Source organism: Ureibacillus manganicus DSM 26584 (genome assembly GCF_000772945.1).
GTDB classification, from domain to species: Bacteria; Bacillota; Bacilli; order Bacillales_A; family Planococcaceae; genus Ureibacillus; species Ureibacillus manganicus.
Genome location: NZ_JPVN01000005.1, coordinates 63,070 through 81,807 on the forward strand (window position 1 = coordinate 63,070; position 18,738 = coordinate 81,807).

Here is an 18,738-nt window from a genome sequence, read left to right on the forward strand (position 1 = left end):
TTAAAAAGAGGTTGAGACAAAAGATAACTTTCAACCAAGAGTCAGTATTACTATGATAAAAATCTGCTAACGCTATATTAGAAAGTGGTTCGTTGGAGAGGCATGCGAAGACTCCTGCAGGACGTAGAAGCAGTCATGAGACCCCGGAGAGCTTTAGCTCCCGGAGGCTCATGGCTTCCCTGCGGAAAGCGAAGCATGCATCGGAAACGAACGTCACAATATCAAAAAGGTACAATCCATTTGAATGATGGATTGTACCTTTTCACTTAAGTCCCAGCCTGTTTTTTTATTTCATCTTTACACGCAAACGCGCTAGTCTCTTTTTCGTTTCTTTAAATAACTCATCTAATTGTCTGTAGCATGCAAATTGGCCAGGTCTTGCTTTAATAAAAGATAATCGTTCCATTCCGTTTAATGGCAAAACCTCATAATCCTCGTTAACGTTAATACCCTCGGATTCTTGATTAGACGTCGTCACGATCAATCTTTCATATAATTCAATTCCCTTTTCCATAAACACTTTTGCCTGTCGATTTCGCTGTTGGTGGGCTTCATGTATTAGTTTACTTAATTCTTCCCACTCTAAAAACATTGGTTCTACAGCATTTTTTTGAATCTTTACTGGGTCAAACGTAATCACAATTTCACCAATCCTTTTTTCAAGCGTTTCTGTCCCTCTCTACAATCATCTAATAGAGGACAAGTTCCACATTGCGGATTTTGTGCTTTACAATGGTAACGGCCAAAAAAGATTAATTGATGGTGTGTTTTCGACCATTTTTCTTTTGGTGTTTTTTTCATTATAGTTTCTTCGACTTCTAAAACTGTATCTTTAAGCCGACATAATCCAAGTCTTTTTGAAACTCGCTCAACATGAGTATCAACAGCTAGAGCTGGTATATCAAAGGCAACAGAAAGCACTACATTTGCAGTCTTTCTTCCTACTCCAGGTAAAGTGACTAATTGTTCGCGGGTTTGAGGTATTTCCCCATTAAACTCATTAATAACTTTTTCGCATAATAGCTGAATATTTTTTGCTTTATTTCGATATAATCCAATGGATCGTATATCTTGCTGTAGTTCTTCGAGTGAAACTGCCAAATAATCTTCAGGTTTTTTATATTTTTTAAATAAATCTTTTGTTACTTTATTCACTAATACATCGGTACATTGTGCTGATAGTAATGTTGCAATTGTTAACTCAAATGGGTTATCGTGGACGAGCTCACAATGTGCATCTGGGAACATTCTATCCATTTCTTCTAAGCAATGTTCCCATTGTTTTTTCGTAAGCACTACATTTCCCCCTATTCTCTCTCATCTAACCAATTGTAAAACGAAACTTTAGGTGGTTGATTTGCTTGGTTTGTTTTAGTATTTGGTGAAACGAATGTTGATTTTGTATGGAACTGCTGAGAATGCTGTTCCACTTGTTTAAGGCTAGTTATATTTTTTTTCTTCCATTCAAACAAAATCCGATCAATATATCTTAAACTTATTTTACCAGCAATGACCGCTTCTTTCAGAGCAGCCTTAATAATTTCAGGTGTATGCTTATCTACATCAAGCCACATAGAAATCGTTTCCAACTCCATCGGTGATAGAAGTCTCCCAAATTCTTGCTCAAAGATTGAAAACAATTCGCCTTCTTCATTTTTCTTCGCGCTTTTTTCCTCAACTCTATCTTTTGACACAAGTAAATCTAATATTCTTTCCCATAAAGGATAAATAGAATATTTTTCAAATATTTTACCGCTTACATCTACACCTTGTGAAATTTCAATGAAACCCTTTTGTAAAAGTCGCTGTAACTGAATGGCAATTTCATTGTTCGTTTTATGTAAACGTTGTTCTAAATCATTTGGAGTTGGAAAGTCATTATTTTCTGCATGAAAAGAAATTAAATGCAGAAGAATAATTGCCTCATCATCTGTTATCTTCAGTTCTTTATAATGTTTAAAAAACAATTGTGGAACTAAAACCGTCTTTTGTTCAGTCCATAAGCGAAATCTAGCATTTTGTTCATGCATAATGATCCTCTCCTTTCCTAATATTTGAGTAGACAACTGATTATGTGTGTAATAATTATGTAGGTTTATATCTTTTTTTGTTCGGCTTAGAAAAATACATCTCGACCCGAATTAGGGAACAAAGCCTAAGCGCGCCACTTATCGTCGAAAACGCTACGTCCTGTAGCATCGACGATATGACCAACGTCCTGTTGGCCTCTGTGGCAACGGCTTTGTGACCAACATCGTGTTGGCCCGAGATGATGTCTTTTCTGATGCGGATTTCCTCAAAAACTTCTACTTTCTAATCCGCTAAAGAAAACGTCCGCTTTTGACGGACGCTTTACTTCACAGGTTAAACCTATTAATTATGGATATAGTCTGTTTAATAATCTTGGGAATGGGATACATTCACGTACGTGTTCCGAACCACTAATCCAAGCAACTGTTCTTTCTAAACCTAGTCCAAATCCAGAGTGTGGAACTGCACCTTGTTTCGTAAGATCTAAATACCAAGCATACGCTTTTTCATCTAGATTATGCTCTTTTATACGTTGTAATAGAAGTTCATGATCATAAATACGTTCAGAACCACCAATGATTTCTCCATATCCTTCTGGAGCAATTAAATCCGCGCATAATACTACATCATCACGCTCTGGGTGTGGTTGCATATAGAACGGTTTAATGCCAACTGGATAATGGATGATAAATACTGGTTTATCATAGTTTTCCGCGATAGCTGTTTCGTGAGGTGCACCAAAGTCATCGCCCCACTCGATATCCGTAAAGCCTTTTTCATGTAAGAATTTAATTGCATCATCATACGTTATTCGAGGGAAAGGTGCTTGAATATTTTCTAGTTTTGAGATATCTCTACCTAGTCTTTCAAGTTCGATTTTGCAATTTTTTAATACAGATTGAACAATATATGACACATATTGTTCTTGAACTTCTAAACTTTCTGCATGCTCGACAAATGCCATTTCAGGCTCCATCATCCAGAATTCGATTAAATGACGGCGAGTTTTAGATTTTTCAGCACGGAAAGTTGGTCCGAATGAAAATACTTTTCCTAACGCCATTGCAGCCGCTTCCAAATAAAGTTGTCCTGATTGAGATAGGTATGCATCTTCATCAAAATACTTTGTATGGAAAAGTTCTGAAGTTCCTTCTGGTGAAGAACCTGTTAAAATTGGCGGGTCAATTTTTGTGAAACCATTATTATTAAAGAATTCATATGTCGCGCGAATTACTTCGTTACGTATTTTCATAACCGCATGTTGTTTTCTAGAACGTAACCAAAGATGACGGTTGTCCATTAAAAATTCGATACCGTGTTCCTTAGGTGTGATTGGGTAATCTTGTGCAATATGAATCACTTCAATGCCATCGATTGCTAATTCACATCCGAAACTTGAACGTGTATCTTCTTTTACAACTCCAGTTACATAAATAGAAGACTCTTGTGTTAAACCTTTTGCAGTTGTAAATAATTCTTCTGAAACTTCTTCCTTTACAATTACACCTTGTACGAAACCTGATCCATCACGTAATTGTAAAAATGCAATTTTTCCGCTAGAACGTTTATTTGCTACCCAAGCTCCTAGCTTTACTGTTTCACCAATATGATTTGGCATTTGAGAAATTGATATTTTTTTCATAGTGCCTCCAAAAACGATTTAATTAGTTTTGCCATTTTGACTTAACAAAATTATCAATACGAGTTACTGCTTCTTCTAATAGTTCCAAAGATGTTGCGTAACTTAAACGGATTACATTTGGTACCCCAAATCCTGAACCAGGGATGACAGCAACATTAGCTTCCGTTAGTAATGCAGTTGCAAATTCATCAACAGATGTATAACCTGTTTTTTCAGCTGCTTCACTTACATCTGGTAGTAAATAAAATGCACCTTGTGGTTTAATCACTTTAAATCCTGGGATTGCATTTAGTTTAGGATAAATAATCTCTAAACGAGACTCAAAAGCTTGTCTCATTTCTTCCACAGAATCTTGTGGTCCATTATACGCTTCCATTGTTGCATATTGAGATGTTGTTGTTGGATTTGAAGTTGAATGTGACGCAAGGTCTGTCATCGAATTGATGATTGTTGAATCACCGGCTGCATAACCTATTCTCCATCCTGTCATTGAGTGCGATTTTGCCACACCATTAACAACTATAGTACGCGCTTTAATTTCCTCTGAAATTTCAGCAATGGAGAAATGTGTCAATCCATTGTATAAAAGTTTTTCATAGATTTCATCTGAAATGATTAAAAGATCTTTTTCTACTGCAACTTTCGCAATTTCTGTAAGTTCTTCTTTTGAATAAACCATACCAGAAGGATTGCTTGGTGAGTTTATAATAACTGCTTTTGTTTTATCCGTAACTGCATTACGAAGCTGCTCTGCATTAATTTTATAGTTTTGTTCACTTGTACTTTCTACATAGACAGGAACGCCACCAGCTAATTTTACTTGTTCAGGATATGAAACCCAGTATGGAATTGGGATGATTACTTCATCGCCTTCGTTCAAGATCACTTGGAATAATGTGTAAAGAATATGCTTTGCACCATTTCCAACAATTACTTCATTTCGGCTATATGAAAGGTTGTTATCACGCTTTAATTTATTGATAATCGCATCTTTTAGCGCCGGTAAACCACCAGATGGTGTATATTTTGTAAATCCTTTATTCATCGAATCTGCTGCTGCATCAAGAATGTTTTGTGGTGTATTGAAATCAGGTTCACCCGCTCCAAGACCTATGACATTAATGCCTTGTGCTTTTAGTTCATTTGCTTTTGCAGTGATTGCAAGGGTTGAAGATGGTGTTAATGATTTAACACGCTGTGCTAATAACTCTTTCATGAAAAAAATCTACTCCTCTACAAGTTCAAAATTCGTTTCCACCACTGTCCGTCTTCAAACAAAATATAGACATAATTCAGTTTATCGGCTTTGTTTGTATAGCTTATTTCCCAAACGACTCCAGCCTCTTCATAGCCTAATTTTGTATGTAAGATCTTCTTTATATCTTTTTCGTTATCAATAACTGATAAAGCCTGTTCTCTTGTAATACCGTCTTGCAAATATACTTCCTGAATCGAATTTTCTTCTAAACTGATTGGAACAAATACTGCTTTTTCATTACCGTCTTCGTCTTCCCCGAAAACAGTAACATACGGTTTGTTACCATTATAAATATAGGAGTTAGTAACAACTGCTAGAGAATTAGTTGAAATCGCTAATTCTTCTGCCTTTTGTTCAATATTTTTAATAGGAGAAATGGCTTGAGATATAACTAGAATGGAAATGACAAGTGACATAGATAAAATAAAGAGTACGATAAAAATAACCCAGTTCTTTATTTGATCTTTTTTATTTTTTTCCATATGTCGACCTGCTTTCTATCCTAATCTTAACTATTATACCAATGTTCCAGCTCTTGTACCATATCTTGTAGAGTTAGTTTTTGAATAGATATTGGCGGTAGTGCTGAAGTGAATTCTTTTCCATATGACTTTGTTTCGATACGTCGGTCTAATATGATAAACACACCTTTATCTGTAGATGAACGAATTAATCTTCCAAAGCCTTGTTTAAAACGAATTACTGCATCTGGCAATGACAAATCTGTAAATGCATTCCGTCCTTGCTGCGTAAGCTTAATGGATTTCGCTTTAAATATTGGTTCCTCAGGTGCAGTAAACGGAAGCCTTACAATAATTACAGCAGATAGGCTATCCCCTGGAACGTCTACACCTTCCCAAAAGCTATTTGTTCCAAATAGGACTGAACGGTTAAATTTTTGGAATGACTTCAATAATCTCATCCGACTTCCAGGAGTAACACCTTGTGCAAATAACATATACTCATGCAAAAGTTCACTTTCTTGTATTAATTCCACTGTTTTTTTCAACATTTCCTGTGATGTGAATAAAACAAAGCATCGACCTTCAGTTGCTCGAACCGTTCTCGTTACAGCAAGTGCAACAGATTCAACATATTCATTTTGGGAGACACCTTGTATGTCTGGCATATCAGTAACTATATATGCCTTTGCCCCACTATAATAATCTTCATTTGCGATAAATGTATGAACTTCTGTTTCTTTACTAATTCCTAACTGATCAGCAATGTATCTTTTATTATTTGGCACAGTCATCGTTCCGGAAGTCCAAATAATTGCTCTATTTCTTCTAACATCATTAAATAATTGAGAAACTGTATCCTTTACATCGATCGGCTTTTTATATATCCGAATACTCCCAGGAACATTACGTTGGTCAGTCTCAACCCACGTTGAAAAGTGACTATTATCATTTAGGAAAATTTCATCCCATTCTGATGCTTTTATTTTAAATTCTCTAATCCAATACTTCCATTGTTCAACTATTGAAACGTGTTGTTGTAGCAATTGTTCCATGTTAGCTTGTGAGACAATTTTTTGGGCCAAATCTACCCATTTTTGAATTTTCTTAGGCAACTCAAGTGCGATTGGTTCACTGTCTTGAAACAAATCATCTAAAAAAGCAATTTGTTTAGTCTCAAATTTATTTCTAGTCGTATATTTAAAACGTTGAACTATCTTGTTCATCATCTGATCAAATAATTCAACCATTTGGATAAAGACATTTTCTAGTTCATTAAATAGTTGAATTGGAACATCCTTTTTAAAAATTTCTTTCATCGAGGCAAATACCTGATCATCCGTAGATATTCCAATTTGTCCAAATGCATACTTCCAATTTGTATAAGTTAAAATGGATTCATCACGCATTTGGGCTGCTTGAATAAATTGATGGGCCTCATCTATTATAAATCCATCTATATTATTAAAAATCGGTTCTCTGCGATTTAAGTCCGCAATAATCATCGAATGGTTCGTTATAATTAAGTCAGCCTTATCACTTTCAAGTAGTGCAAGTTGATAATAATCATAAGAATCGTTTTGATTGCTTGTAGAATCAGGGCTTTTACGAATCTTATCTAGAAATAATTTCCCGCCCCCAGATACATTTAGTTCTTCCAAATCACCAGTCTCAGTTTTTGTAAGCCAAACTAAAACTTGTAGCATTGTTAACGTTTCGTCATAGGACAGGCTTTTCATTTGGATGATTTGCGAGAATCTTTCTATATCAATATAATGATGCATACCTTTTAAAAGTACTGAATGAATGCTTCCACCTAATATATTTTCAATTTTAGTTATTTCACTCGTTAAAAGCTGTTCTAAAAGATGAGATGTATATGTGCTAATACAAACCTTACTCTCATTTTGCTTCGCATAAATAATTGCTGGTAATAGATAGCCAAGGGTCTTTCCAATTCCAGTAGATGCTTCAATGACCACTTCACGTCTCATATTTAGGTGATTCCATATCAAATCCATCATTTCAAACTGATTCGGTCTTTGTTCAAAATTTACTATAGATCCTTTGAATAAAGACACTTTTTCCTCAGATGATGAAGGATAGTTAACAGCTCGATCTAATGTTGAAAGGTTTAGACGTTCCTTTTTCCTTAACACCAAGTCCTTATAATAGACAACATTTTTCTGTTCATTATTCGAACTACGCTTCACTTGTAATGCATTAAAAAAAACATGAGATAAATTTGATTTTAATCGAAATGATTGTTTATGAAGTTGTTCTAGTGTTGTTTGTGGAAGAAGTAATAATTCTTCCCAACATTTTTTTAAAATAAGTGCACATGCATAGGCATCTTCATCGGCTCTGTGTGCATGATCTAAAGGAATATTTAAATCGAATGCAAGATCTCCCAGCTTATAACTTAAAGAAGTTGGAAAGACGATTTTTGCAAGTTCAACTGTATCAATTTTCTTCCCTCTCCATTTTGGCAAACCTGCACGGACAAATTCTGCCTGTAAAAAAGATAAATCAAAATCTGCATTATGAGCTACAAAAATTGCATCTTGCATGAGTTCAAATATTTTATCTGCATAAGCTTCAAAAGGTAGTGCATCTTTTACGTCTTCATCTGTAATATTTGTTAGATCTTGTATATATAGTGGGATTGATTTACCGGGATGAATGAAGGTTGTAAAAGTCTTTTCAACTGTCCAATCATTCATTATTACAATTGCAATTTGAATCATACGATCACCATTAGCTGGTGAATGACCAGTCGTTTCTAAATCAACAATTGCAAACTTTTGACTTTCCATTGTAACTTCAACTCTCATTCACATTAAATATATTGGAATTTTAACATATACAATGTACTAAGGTCATGTGTTACCTATTAAATCGTATTGGAAAAGAAAAAAACCTACTCACCTTTAATAAAAGTAAGTAGGACTTGTTATGTATATTATAAAATAAGTGATGAGATTATCAAAATTAAGCTAAGCTCGTATCGAGTAGAAATTTCTATATATAAAAAAAAAGCAGGGGCTCATCACCCTGCTGTGCAACCAAATCCCGACAATCCGTGTCGTTATAGAATTAGTTGTTGTAAAGTATAAACTTTACTAGGTTTGGCACCTTCAATTATCTTAACCTACAGTAGATAAAAAAGCAAGGTTTTATTTTTGTTGAAGTTAATTGTAACGAAATGGAATATTAAGCATTTATCGCTTTCCAATATACTGCTTTCGCGGCATCACCGATTTGTTCACTTTTCGTAGGATGTGGGAAAATAATTTTTGTTAAATCAGTAGCTTTTCCCCCGGCCACTTTAGTTGCAAGCATTGAATTTAATATTTCAGTTGCTCCATCCCCAACAACACAGGCACCTAAAATTTCATCAGTTGTTTTTGATGCGATAAATTTAATAAACCCGTCCTTATTCCCTTCCATTAACGCTTTAGGATTACTCGATAATGGTAACTTTGTAATAATACACTCATTAGAATTTACTTCATCTTCTAAAAGTCCAAAAGTAGCAATTTCCGGTGTGGAATAGACGCATCTTGGTATTTTTGTTAGATCAATTGAAGATGGATTATTTCCTAAGATTGCTTCAACTGCTTGTATTCCCTCTGCACTTGCCGCATGAGCTAATTGGTAACCACCAACAATATCTCCAATTGCATATACATTTGGCATACTTGTTTCAAATTGCTCATTTACTTTGATGAATTTTCCATCTAGTTCTAATTGAAGTTCTTTAGCAATTTCAATATTCGGCTGTCTACCCGTTGCAAAAAGTAGGTTTTCGTAAGGGAAGTTTCCGCGAGAAGTAATAATTTCTTTGTTAGTAATTTCTTGAAACTCAAAATCAAATACAAGATCCACACCAAGATCAAGTAATTTATTTCTCACAATAGGACGAGCATCTGGTTCTTCTGTTTGAAGGATATCTCTACTGTGATTTAAGATTGTTACTTTTGTTCCTAGTGGTGCAAGACTAAATGCCAATTCAACAGCAATAACTCCACCACCAATAATCGTCAATTGTTTAGGTAATTCTGTAATGTTAAAAATCGTATCCGTTGTATGATATTTAGCAGATTCAATTCCTTTAAACGGCGGTACGAATGGTTTGCTTCCCGTAGCTAAGATAATATTTTTTGCAACAAATTGTTCGTTCTCAACTGTTATGATTTTATCGTTTGACACTTTTGCTATTCCTGTAAAGTAAGTAATCGAAGCATTTCTTATATAAGAGTGGATGTTTTCTAGTAATTTTTGAATGATACCATCTTTTCGTTTTGATAATTTACCAAAATCTACATCAATTGATGAAACATTAATACCCCATTCATTAGCAGTTTTTATTTTTTGGATAAGTTTACTGTGCTCAATCATAATTTTAGATGGAATACATCCAAGATTAAAGCAAGCACCTCCCACTTTACCTTTTTCTACCAACGCTACTTTCAATCCGCTTTTTGCTGCATGGATTGCTGCAACATATCCTCCAGCACCCGCCCCAATAATAGCTAAATCAAACTTTTTCATTCAAATCACCTCTCTTAAACAGTATCATTACCATTGTGTGGAAATCAATTTGATATTTGCAGTGAACCAATAAAAATCAAGTTGGGACATAAGTGAAAAGGTACAATCCATCATTTCAATGGATTGTACCTTTTTGACAAAGCGACGTTCGTTTCCGATGCATGCTTCGCTTTCCGCAGGGAAGCCATGAGCCTCCGGGAGCTAAAGCTCTCCGGGGTCTCATGACTGCTTCTACGTCCTGCAGGAGTCTTCGCATGCCTCTCCAACGAACGACTTACTAAAATATTGTTATCGAATTATTATTATACGCAAAATGACTTTTGGTTGAAAGTTATCTTTTGTCCCAGCCTTTTTCATTCTTCATAATAATTATAGTACTGTTGCCTCTGGTTCATAACTAATCATTTCTTTAATAATATTATTTTCGCCCATAATGGCTACTGTTGGCTTATGCTCAGTAGCTTCTTTATTGTCAACATATACATAAGAAATAATAATGACAATGTCACCCTTTTGCACTAATCTAGCTGCTGCACCATTAACACAAATAACGCCACTACCGCGCTCACCAGCAATAATATAAGTTTCAAAACGTGCACCATTATTATTATTTACAACATGTACTTTCTCGTTTGGTAACATGCCAACTGCATCTAAAATATTTTGGTCAATTGTAATCGAACCAACATAATTCAAATCGGCTTGCGTTACTGTCGCGCGATGGATTTTACTATTCATCATCATTCTAAACATGTTGTATTACCCCTTTGTATGAAAAATAATATTATCTATTAATCTAGTTTTTCCAATATATACTGCTGCAGCTAATAGGAAGTGATTTGTTTCATCTGTTACTTGTGTTAAATCTGGATATGATAGAAATTGTAAATAATCTATGCGACCAGATGAATTTGTTTCAATATGTTTTGTTGCTAACTCTATTGCATTATGAACATCTTGACTCGTTAAATAGGTTTCTTTAGCAATTTGTAAAGCTTGAAAAATTGCTGGAGCTTCTTTTCTTTCTTGTTCACTTAAATATACATTTCGAGAAGATTTTGCTAAACCATCTTCTTCACGAACAATTGGAACTGTGCGAATTTCAAGTGGGAAATTATAATCTCTCACCATTGTTTGCACGATTGCAACCTGTTGAGCGTCCTTTTGACCAAAATACGCATGTGTTGGCTCGCATAAATGGAATAACTTCGCAACTACTTGTAGAACACCATCAAAATGCCCAGGTCTTGATGCTCCACATAAAATTTCTGATTGTCTTCCTGCACGAATATAAATACCGCCATCATTTGGGTACATTTCTTCAACTGTTGGTGCAAAGATAAAGTCAACACCTACAGATTCGGCTAGTTTACAATCACGTTCTAAATCTCTAGGGTACGATTCAAAATCCTCATTTGGGCCGAATTGTGTTGGATTTACAAATATACTCATGAATACAAAATCATTTTCTTTTCTAGCTGTATTTGCTAATGTTAAATGCCCCTCATGTAAATAGCCCATCGTTGGGACAAGTCCAATTGTTTTACTATCTAGCTTTAATTTATTTACAATTTCTTTTAGTTCTGGGATGGTTGTTACGACTTCCATTATTTAATGCCCCCATAAATTTGAGATAGCTGTTCTTCCTTCATAGTAAAACTTTGTACTAACGTTGGAAATGAACCATTTCGTACGGCTTCTGTGTATCCATTAACCCCACGTAAAATTTCTTCACCAACGAAGGCGAAACTTTCAGCAAATTTTGGAATATGATGATTTCCATATTTTAATAAATCATGGAATACAAGTACTTGACCATCTGATTTTGGACCAGCACCAATACCAATTGTCGGGATTATTAGTTCCTTTGAAACTACTTCTGTTAATTGGTGCGGTATACACTCTAATACTACAGCACAGGCACCTGCTTCTTCACAAAGTTTAGCATCTTCAAGTAATTTTGCAGCTTGCTCTGCGGTTTTCCCTTGTACTTTATAACCTCCAAGTACGCCTACTGACTGTGGTGTTAATCCTAAATGCGAAACTACGGGAATACCAGCATTTGTTAATTTTCTAATAACATCTAGTAGTTCCCCTGCACCTTCGATTTTTAATGCATCCGCACCAGTTTCTTGCATCATACGAACTGCTGTACGAAGAGCGTCATTTGGGTCTCCATGGTACGAACCAAAAGGCATATCCACAACGATAAATGTGTCTTTTGCACCTCGGCGAACTGCTTTTGCATGGTGAATCATATCTTCAACTGTCACAGGAACAGTTGAGTCATAACCAAGTACTACCATACCTAATGAGTCACCCACTAAAATCATGTCAACTGAGGCTTCTTCACAAAACTTAGCTGCTGGATAATCATAAGCAGTGATCATAACAATTTTCTCACCATTTTGTTTCATCTTTAAAAAATCGCTAGTCGTTTTCATTTTTGTTCCTCCTTTTAAGGGTAGGAAGAAAACTTGGAAACTTTAGATTCGAAGTTTTTTCTTGAGAGGATCGTTAATACAATTTTTTCGATCTTCAATAAAAAACCCTTCTGCAAAATAGACAGAAGGGTTGCGTTGTTGTTTAACAAGAATCATTAACGCGTCGTTTTCTTCCGTCCTTGTCTTATTTGATCAAGGCAGATTGTTTTTAGTATTTAGTCCATAGGTACAGTTCAGAATTGATACTGTCCATACGGCTACTATAACAGCTTTCAAAGAAAACGTACAGCACAAATTAATAGACTCGAAAAACCTGTATCTCTATAAAAATAATTAAAAATTAAGTAGTCTCATAGAGGTTTTTCAATTTCGATATCTGCAGAATAAATACGTTTAATTTCGTTATTATCTAATTTTACCTCTAGCACTCCATCCTCCGTAATACCAATAGCAGTTCCTTCTATCACTTCACGTAAAGTGGTTGCCTTAATTTTTTTTCCGATAGTACCTGAAAATTCTTCCCACAGTACCTTAATAGGCTCAAAGCCTAGTTTCAAATACACATCTGTATATTTTTCTAAATATTGTAATATCGCTGCGATAAGTTCTGCGCGTTCTATTTTCTCATCCGCTTCAATCGCTAGAGAAGTTGCAATATCTTTTAACTCATCTGGGAAATCTTCTAGTTTTTGATTCACATTTATACCAATACCTATGAGTAAAGCTTGAACCCCATCCATTTCAGCAATCATTTCAGTTAAAATACCTGTACATTTTTTACCGTTTAGTAAAATATCATTTGGCCATTTAATTTCTGGACTAATCGATTTGCCTAGGGACCTTATTGCATTAACAACAGAAACCGCAGCGATTAACGTAAACTGCGGTGCTTGGTGCGGTAATATTTTTGGTCGTATAATGATTGTCATCCAAATACCTTTACCTTTAGTAGATTCCCAATGCCTTGCCATTCTACCTTTGCCTTCAGTTTGGCTTTCCGCAACTACAATCGTTCCATCTTCAACCCCATTTCTTACTAGTTCATGAGCAATGGTCTGGGTAGATGTACATTCATCATAGTAATGCACTTGCTTTCCTAAACGAGCGGTCTTTAAAAAAGAAGAGATTCTTGCTGGGTCAACACGATCAGGTTTTGAGGTAAGGATATAACCCTTTTTCTTAATCGTTTCAAAAGTATATCCTTCCTCTTGAAGAGTCTGAAGATGTTTCCAAATGGCAGTACGGGACATTCCGAATTCTTCAGCTAGTTGCTGACCAGAAATCGGTTCATTGTTTGCTTTTAGAAATCGACTTAATAGTTCATCCTTCGTCGTTAAATTCATGTAAAAACCATTCCTTCAAATGTTCTTCGTCATTTTTTATATGTCTTTTAAGCACAGCTAGAATAGCGGCATCTAGGGCTACTTTTAACCATGGCCCACCTTTTTTTGTGGTCCATTCTTTAAGGTGATTTCCGTTAATAGCCAACTGACTCGTTGATTGGATAGGTAAATTAGATTTTACTTGGGCTATATGTTCCTTTTTAAATGGGACTTTGACTTTTTGCCAAACTGCAAAGTCATACGCTACTTCTAAAGTAACTAAATCATATTGGAAATAATGTAGTTCGCTCCATCTGTTTAAAAAAGCATCATAAGCATTCAATACATTTCTTAAAAAATTCTTTTCTTTGTTCGATAGTTTGTAGAAATTAATAAGTTCACTTAGAATTTTTCGATTTAGAAGGCATAAATAAGCCCAACCGACTTCAGAACTAGATGTTGTAAAGTATCTCCAGTCCTCTAATTGCTTTTTAAAGTCCCCTATTAAATAATTTGCAAGGTTACTCACTATTAATGCGTTAACGCCTTCATACACATTTTTTGCGGTCCACATTTTAGAAAGTTCCATATGGATTCTTTCTTTAGCAATAAATTCAATCAGTTCACTATCTTGCACAATTGCTGATAGAGTGTTTTTTTCAATTGTAAAACCTAATTGGGCACTAAATCGAACTGCCCTTAGCATTCGAAGGGCATCTTCACGAAATCTTGTATTCGGATCTCCAACAGCACGAATTAGTCCATTTTCTATATCTTGTCTGCCACCATACAAATCGATGAGTTCCCCTGTTTTCGTCATGGCCATGGCGTTAATTGTAAAATCACGTCGTTCTAAATCTTTTTCTAGGCTTTTAACAAAAGTTACTTGTTCTGGTCTTCTAAAATCTACATAAATACCTTCCGTTCGATAGGTGGTTACTTCAATAGGCTGACCTTCATCTAGAACAAGAACAGTTCCATGGGCAATCCCTACATCGACTGTAGAATGGAATATTTTCTTTATTTCATCTGGCATGGCACTCGTTGCTACATCTACATCATTTACATCTTTATCTAAAAGAAAATCTCTTACAGCCCCACCTACGATAACTGCTTCAAATCCCGCTTTTTCTATTTTTTCGATGACTCGAATTGCAGCATCCCAGTCTTTAGTTCGTCTCATACTCGCAAAACCGCCACTCGTTCATATAATGCCTCGTAGTGATCAATTATTTGTTGTGAATTGAATTTATCTTTTGATGCAGCCATTGCAGCCATTCTAAACTGTTGTAACTTTTCTTCATTCGTCAGTAAATCAAGAGCGTATTCTGCTGCAGCATCCGTATCACCTATTTGAACTAAATATCCGTTTATACCGTGTTCAATTACTTCTGGTATACCACCTGTTGCAGTCCCAATACCTGGTACCCCACAGGCCATTGCTTCAAGTAAAACTAAACCAAACGATTCTTTATCGGAAAGTAGGAACATTAAATCACTAATTGCAAATAATTCTTCTACATTTTCTTGTTTTCCTAAGAATATTATATCTTTTTTATAAGGCGTTTCTTTTGCTATTTCCATGACCCGTTGTTTCTCAGGACCATCACCAACTAAAAGAAGTTTAGCTGGAATCTGTTCTCTTATTTTAATAAAAGATTTTACAATATCAGGTAGATTTTTTATTTTTCTAAAGTTCGAAGCATGAATAATGACGCGTTCATGGTCACTTATACCAAACTGTTCTTTTAGATTTCCTACATCTATCGGTCGAAAAACTTTATCGTCAACAAAGTTATATATAGTTTCAATCTGTTTTGTTGGTTGGATTAACTCATAGGTCTGTTCTTTTAAAGAATCTGAAACAGCAGTAACGATATCAGATTTCTCAATTCCGTATCTTATAGCCTGTTTAAGGGTAGAATCCTGGCCTAAAACAGTTATGTCCGTACCGTGTAAAGTTGTAACAATTCCTACATTCTCCCCTGACATTTCTCTAGCTAGAACTGCACAAATAGCATGTGGGATTGCATAATGCACATGGATAACATCTAGTTTTTCTTCTTTAATGACGTCTGCCATTTTACTAGAAAGAGCTATATCATATGGTGGAAACTGAAAAACAGAATAATTACTTACTTCAACTTCATGGAAAAATACGTTCGGATATATTTTGTTAAGTCTAAAAGGTACACTTGATGTAATAAAATGGATTTCATGTCCTCGTTCTGCAAGCATTTTTCCAAGTTCAGTTGCAATGACTCCTGACCCACCGACAGTTGGATAACATGTGATTCCAATTTTCATTTTTCTCATCCGACGATTCATCCTCTCTTACAATAATTTATTGTCTACGTTCCGCAATTAGACGCCAGTCGACAAAACCTTTTTCTAATCCTTTGAGTAAAATTTCTGCAGTTCCCATATTTGTTGCTAACGGTATATGATACACATCACATAATCGGACAAGTGCAGTGACATCTGGTTCATGGGGTTGTGCTGTTAATGGATCACGGAAAAATATCACCATATCCATTTCATTATTTGCAATCATTGCACCAATCTGTTGATCCCCACCAAGTGGACCTGAGCGGAACCTGGTAATGTCAAGACCTACTTCGTCTTGAATTCTTTGTCCTGTTGTACCTGTTGCATATAGTGTATGTTGTTTTAATATTTCTTTATATGCGATTGCAAATTCAACAAGACTATCTTTTTTATGATCATGAGCAATTAATGCAATTTTCATCTGATTCATTCCATTCTATATCGATTACATATTTTATTTATATTTTTGGTAATCAAAAAATTTCAAATATCGCGAATTATATTAAGTTTTCTAGACCATAGACTAAGTTTTCTATTGTCATAACAGCTTCAACACAATATAGGACGCCACCCATAAATGACTCACGGTTATAGGAATCATGACGAATTGTTAGAAGTTGTCCATCGCCTCCAAATAAAACTTCTTGGTGAGCAACTAAGCCAGGCAAACGGACTGAGTGAATACGCATTCCTTCAAAATCTGCACCTCTTGCACCATCAATCGTTTCTTTTTCACTTGGGTGACCTTGTTTCTTCTCATTTCTAACTTCCGCAATTAGTTGTGCGGTTTTTAGACCTGTTCCTGAAGGAGCATCTAATTTGCGATCATGGTGTAATTCAATAATTTCAACATCTGGTAAATATTTTGCCGCTTCCTTTGCAAATTTCATCATTAAAATAGCGCCAATTGCAAAGTTGGGAGCAATAATACAACCTACCTTGCTATTTTCAGCTAGCGTTTTTAGTTCGTTTAACTGCTCATCAGTAAATCCTGTTGTACCTACTACTGGACGCACATTCCGCATAAGTGCAACTTTTGTGTGTTCATAAACAGATTGTGGGTTAGTTAGGTCAATTAATACATCTGGTCGTGTATCTTCAATTAGTTGATCTAAGTTTGTAAAAATAGGTACATTTAAATTCGGTGGAAAAATTTCAAGTTCAGCTAAACTATCTCCTACACGTTTATAATCAAGCGCAGCTACTAATTCCATTCCATCACGTTTTGTTACTGCTTTTACAGCTTCAGACCCCATTCTTCCTCTGGCACCTGCTATTGCTACTCGTATTGTCATCGTCATTCGTCCTTTCACGTAAAGCGATTAACCTTATAGTTATTGGTTAATTTATTTACTACTATTGTACAGTTAAAAAGATAGTTTTTTGCATATTTTAACTCTTTCTTATAACATCGTATATAATATGACATACTGTTGTCAAAAGATGAAAAATAAAACATAATTATGATTGGTTCAGAGAATTTTGTAAAGTTCCAAAAATGGGGGCAAAATATGAAATATGTAAAAGAAATCCTTGGAATATTATTAGGCGCTGCAATCTTTAGCTTCGGTTTTGTCCATTTTAATATGCAAAATGGACTTGGAGAAGGCGGATTTAGTGGTATTACATTAATACTTTATTTTACACTAAACTGGGATCCTGCACTAATGAATCTTATATTAAATATTCCAATGTTTATTTTAGGGTGGCGCTTACTAGGGCGCAAACAGTTTGTTTATACTTTAATTGGAACATTTGCTGTTTCAATTTTCTTGAAAATCGCTCAATTTTATGAGATACAAATGAATTTGCAAAACGACTTATTTTTAGCGTCACTTTTTGCAGGTGTATTTGTAGGTGTTGGACTTGGGATTATTTTCCGTTGTGGTGGAACGACTGGTGGAGTCGATATAATTGCTCGACTCGTTCAAAAGTTTTTTGGGTGGAGTATGGGGAAAACGATGTTTACCTTTGATGCATTTGTATTAATCGCATCATTATTAACATTCTTAGATGCTCGCTCAATGATGTATACACTCGTTGCTGTCTATTTGGGCGCTAGAGTAATTGATATGGTTCAAGAAGGTGCATATTCAGCTAAAGCGGCACTTATTATATCAAACAAGCCAAATGAAATTGCAGATTATATTACAAATGAAATGGAACGAGGGCTTACGGTATTCCATGGATACGGGCATTATACGAAGCAATCTAAAGACGTACTTTACTGTATCGTAGGTCGAAATGAGATTGTACGTTTAAAGTCTATTATTCGAAAAATTGACCCAAATGCGTTCGTGTCCATCATAGACGTGAAAGATGTAACGGGTGAAGGGTTTAGATTAGATCAATAAAGTAGTGGCTTGGCAAGTTTGCCAAGCCATTTTTACATTAAATTTGATACTTTTATTCTCAATCATTAATTATAAACGGTTGATGAATTTCTTCTACTAAGTAAGGTTTTAATATTTCATAGGATAATAGGTATGAATAAATGGCTAATCCAATAATTACTAATACTGTAAGAATCCCAAACAAAAAGAATTTGCCATAATCTATGTTCACTACTGCCTCTCCCTTCGGATTCATTTTTGGAAGCGGTAACAACCACTTACTTACCACATCTTATTAATGAAAATGAAGGAATATTAAAAAGCATAAAACTTATTGTTAAAAAAAAACGTATAAAAAGACCAAA

18 protein-coding genes are annotated in these 18,738 nt (G+C 35.1%); 1 reads left to right on the forward strand and 17 read right to left on the reverse strand.

The window, feature by feature from the left end; all coding sequences use genetic code 11:
• Positions 1-286 precede the first annotated feature (286 nt).
• From CD29_RS05115 to dapB, 16 genes are all read right to left on the reverse strand, one after another.
• Complete coding sequence (locus CD29_RS05115) at positions 287-640, reverse strand: YpoC family protein (RefSeq protein ID WP_408056601.1); 354 nt, start codon at positions 638-640, stop codon at positions 287-289.
• Complete coding sequence (nth, locus tag CD29_RS05120) at positions 637-1,296, reverse strand: endonuclease III (RefSeq protein ID WP_036183693.1); 660 nt, start codon at positions 1,294-1,296, stop codon at positions 637-639. Before nth ends, CD29_RS05115 begins: the two co-directional genes overlap by 4 nt.
• Positions 1,297-1,307: 11 nt before the next feature.
• The gene (locus CD29_RS05125; protein WP_036183696.1) at positions 1,308-2,030 is read right to left on the reverse strand and encodes a DnaD domain-containing protein; all 723 of its coding nucleotides are present in this window, start codon (positions 2,028-2,030) and stop codon (positions 1,308-1,310) included.
• A gap of 347 nt (positions 2,031-2,377) precedes the next feature.
• Entirely contained in the window at positions 2,378-3,673 is a 1,296-nt protein-coding gene (gene asnS / locus CD29_RS05130) for an asparagine--tRNA ligase (RefSeq protein WP_036183699.1), read from the reverse strand.
• Between the two features lie 22 nt (positions 3,674-3,695).
• Positions 3,696-4,889, reverse strand: coding sequence for a pyridoxal phosphate-dependent aminotransferase (locus tag CD29_RS05135; protein ID WP_036183702.1), 1,194 nt, complete (start codon positions 4,887-4,889; stop codon positions 3,696-3,698).
• Between the two features lie 17 nt (positions 4,890-4,906).
• Positions 4,907-5,413 (reverse strand): cell wall elongation regulator TseB-like domain-containing protein, encoded by a 507-nt coding sequence (locus tag CD29_RS05140; RefSeq protein ID WP_235801782.1) that lies wholly within the window; start codon positions 5,411-5,413, stop codon positions 4,907-4,909.
• Between the two features lie 26 nt (positions 5,414-5,439).
• Positions 5,440-8,208, reverse strand: coding sequence for an ATP-dependent DNA helicase DinG (gene dinG / locus CD29_RS05145; RefSeq protein WP_036183705.1), 2,769 nt, complete (start codon positions 8,206-8,208; stop codon positions 5,440-5,442).
• Between the two features lie 397 nt (positions 8,209-8,605).
• Positions 8,606-9,946 carry a dihydrolipoyl dehydrogenase gene (lpdA, locus tag CD29_RS05150; protein WP_036183708.1) on the reverse strand — a complete coding sequence of 447 codons (1,341 nt, stop codon included), beginning with the start codon at positions 9,944-9,946 and terminating at the stop codon, positions 8,606-8,608.
• Positions 9,947-10,315: 369 nt separating this feature from the next.
• Positions 10,316-10,699: an aspartate 1-decarboxylase gene (panD, locus tag CD29_RS05155; RefSeq protein ID WP_036183711.1), complete on the reverse strand. Its 384-nt coding sequence runs from the start codon at positions 10,697-10,699 to the stop codon at positions 10,316-10,318.
• Between the two features lie 6 nt (positions 10,700-10,705).
• On the reverse strand, positions 10,706-11,554 hold the full coding sequence (gene panC, locus CD29_RS05160; RefSeq protein ID WP_036183714.1) for a pantoate--beta-alanine ligase: 849 nt from the start codon (positions 11,552-11,554) through the stop codon (positions 10,706-10,708).
• A complete protein-coding gene (gene panB, locus CD29_RS05165; RefSeq protein WP_036183717.1) occupies positions 11,554-12,390 on the reverse strand; it encodes a 3-methyl-2-oxobutanoate hydroxymethyltransferase in 837 nt (278 codons plus the stop codon). Before panB ends, panC begins: the two co-directional genes overlap by 1 nt.
• Positions 12,391-12,740: 350 nt before the next feature.
• Positions 12,741-13,733 (reverse strand): biotin--[acetyl-CoA-carboxylase] ligase, encoded by a 993-nt coding sequence (locus CD29_RS05170; RefSeq protein ID WP_036183720.1) that lies wholly within the window; start codon positions 13,731-13,733, stop codon positions 12,741-12,743.
• Complete coding sequence (locus CD29_RS05175) at positions 13,711-14,895, reverse strand: CCA tRNA nucleotidyltransferase (RefSeq protein ID WP_036183723.1); 1,185 nt, start codon at positions 14,893-14,895, stop codon at positions 13,711-13,713. Before CD29_RS05175 ends, CD29_RS05170 begins: the two co-directional genes overlap by 23 nt.
• A complete protein-coding gene (bshA, locus tag CD29_RS05180) occupies positions 14,892-16,028 on the reverse strand; it encodes an N-acetyl-alpha-D-glucosaminyl L-malate synthase BshA (RefSeq protein ID WP_036183726.1) in 1,137 nt (378 codons plus the stop codon). The genes CD29_RS05175 and bshA overlap by 4 nt, the downstream gene beginning before the upstream one ends.
• Before the next feature lie 28 nt (positions 16,029-16,056).
• Entirely contained in the window at positions 16,057-16,461 is a 405-nt protein-coding gene (gene mgsA / locus CD29_RS05185) for a methylglyoxal synthase (protein WP_036183729.1), read from the reverse strand.
• Positions 16,462-16,537: 76 nt separating this feature from the next.
• The gene (gene dapB / locus CD29_RS05190) at positions 16,538-17,335 is read right to left on the reverse strand and encodes a 4-hydroxy-tetrahydrodipicolinate reductase (RefSeq protein ID WP_036183732.1); all 798 of its coding nucleotides are present in this window, start codon (positions 17,333-17,335) and stop codon (positions 16,538-16,540) included.
• Between the two features lie 216 nt (positions 17,336-17,551).
• Here dapB and CD29_RS05195 point away from each other — a divergent pair, with 216 nt between their 5' ends.
• On the forward strand, positions 17,552-18,394 hold the full coding sequence (locus CD29_RS05195) for a YitT family protein (protein ID WP_036183735.1): 843 nt from the start codon (positions 17,552-17,554) through the stop codon (positions 18,392-18,394).
• Between the two features lie 58 nt (positions 18,395-18,452).
• Here CD29_RS05195 and CD29_RS05200 read toward each other — a convergent pair whose 3' ends face one another.
• A complete protein-coding gene (locus tag CD29_RS05200) occupies positions 18,453-18,605 on the reverse strand; it encodes a hypothetical protein (protein ID WP_156111874.1) in 153 nt (50 codons plus the stop codon).
• Between the last annotated feature and the right edge of the window lie 133 nt (positions 18,606-18,738).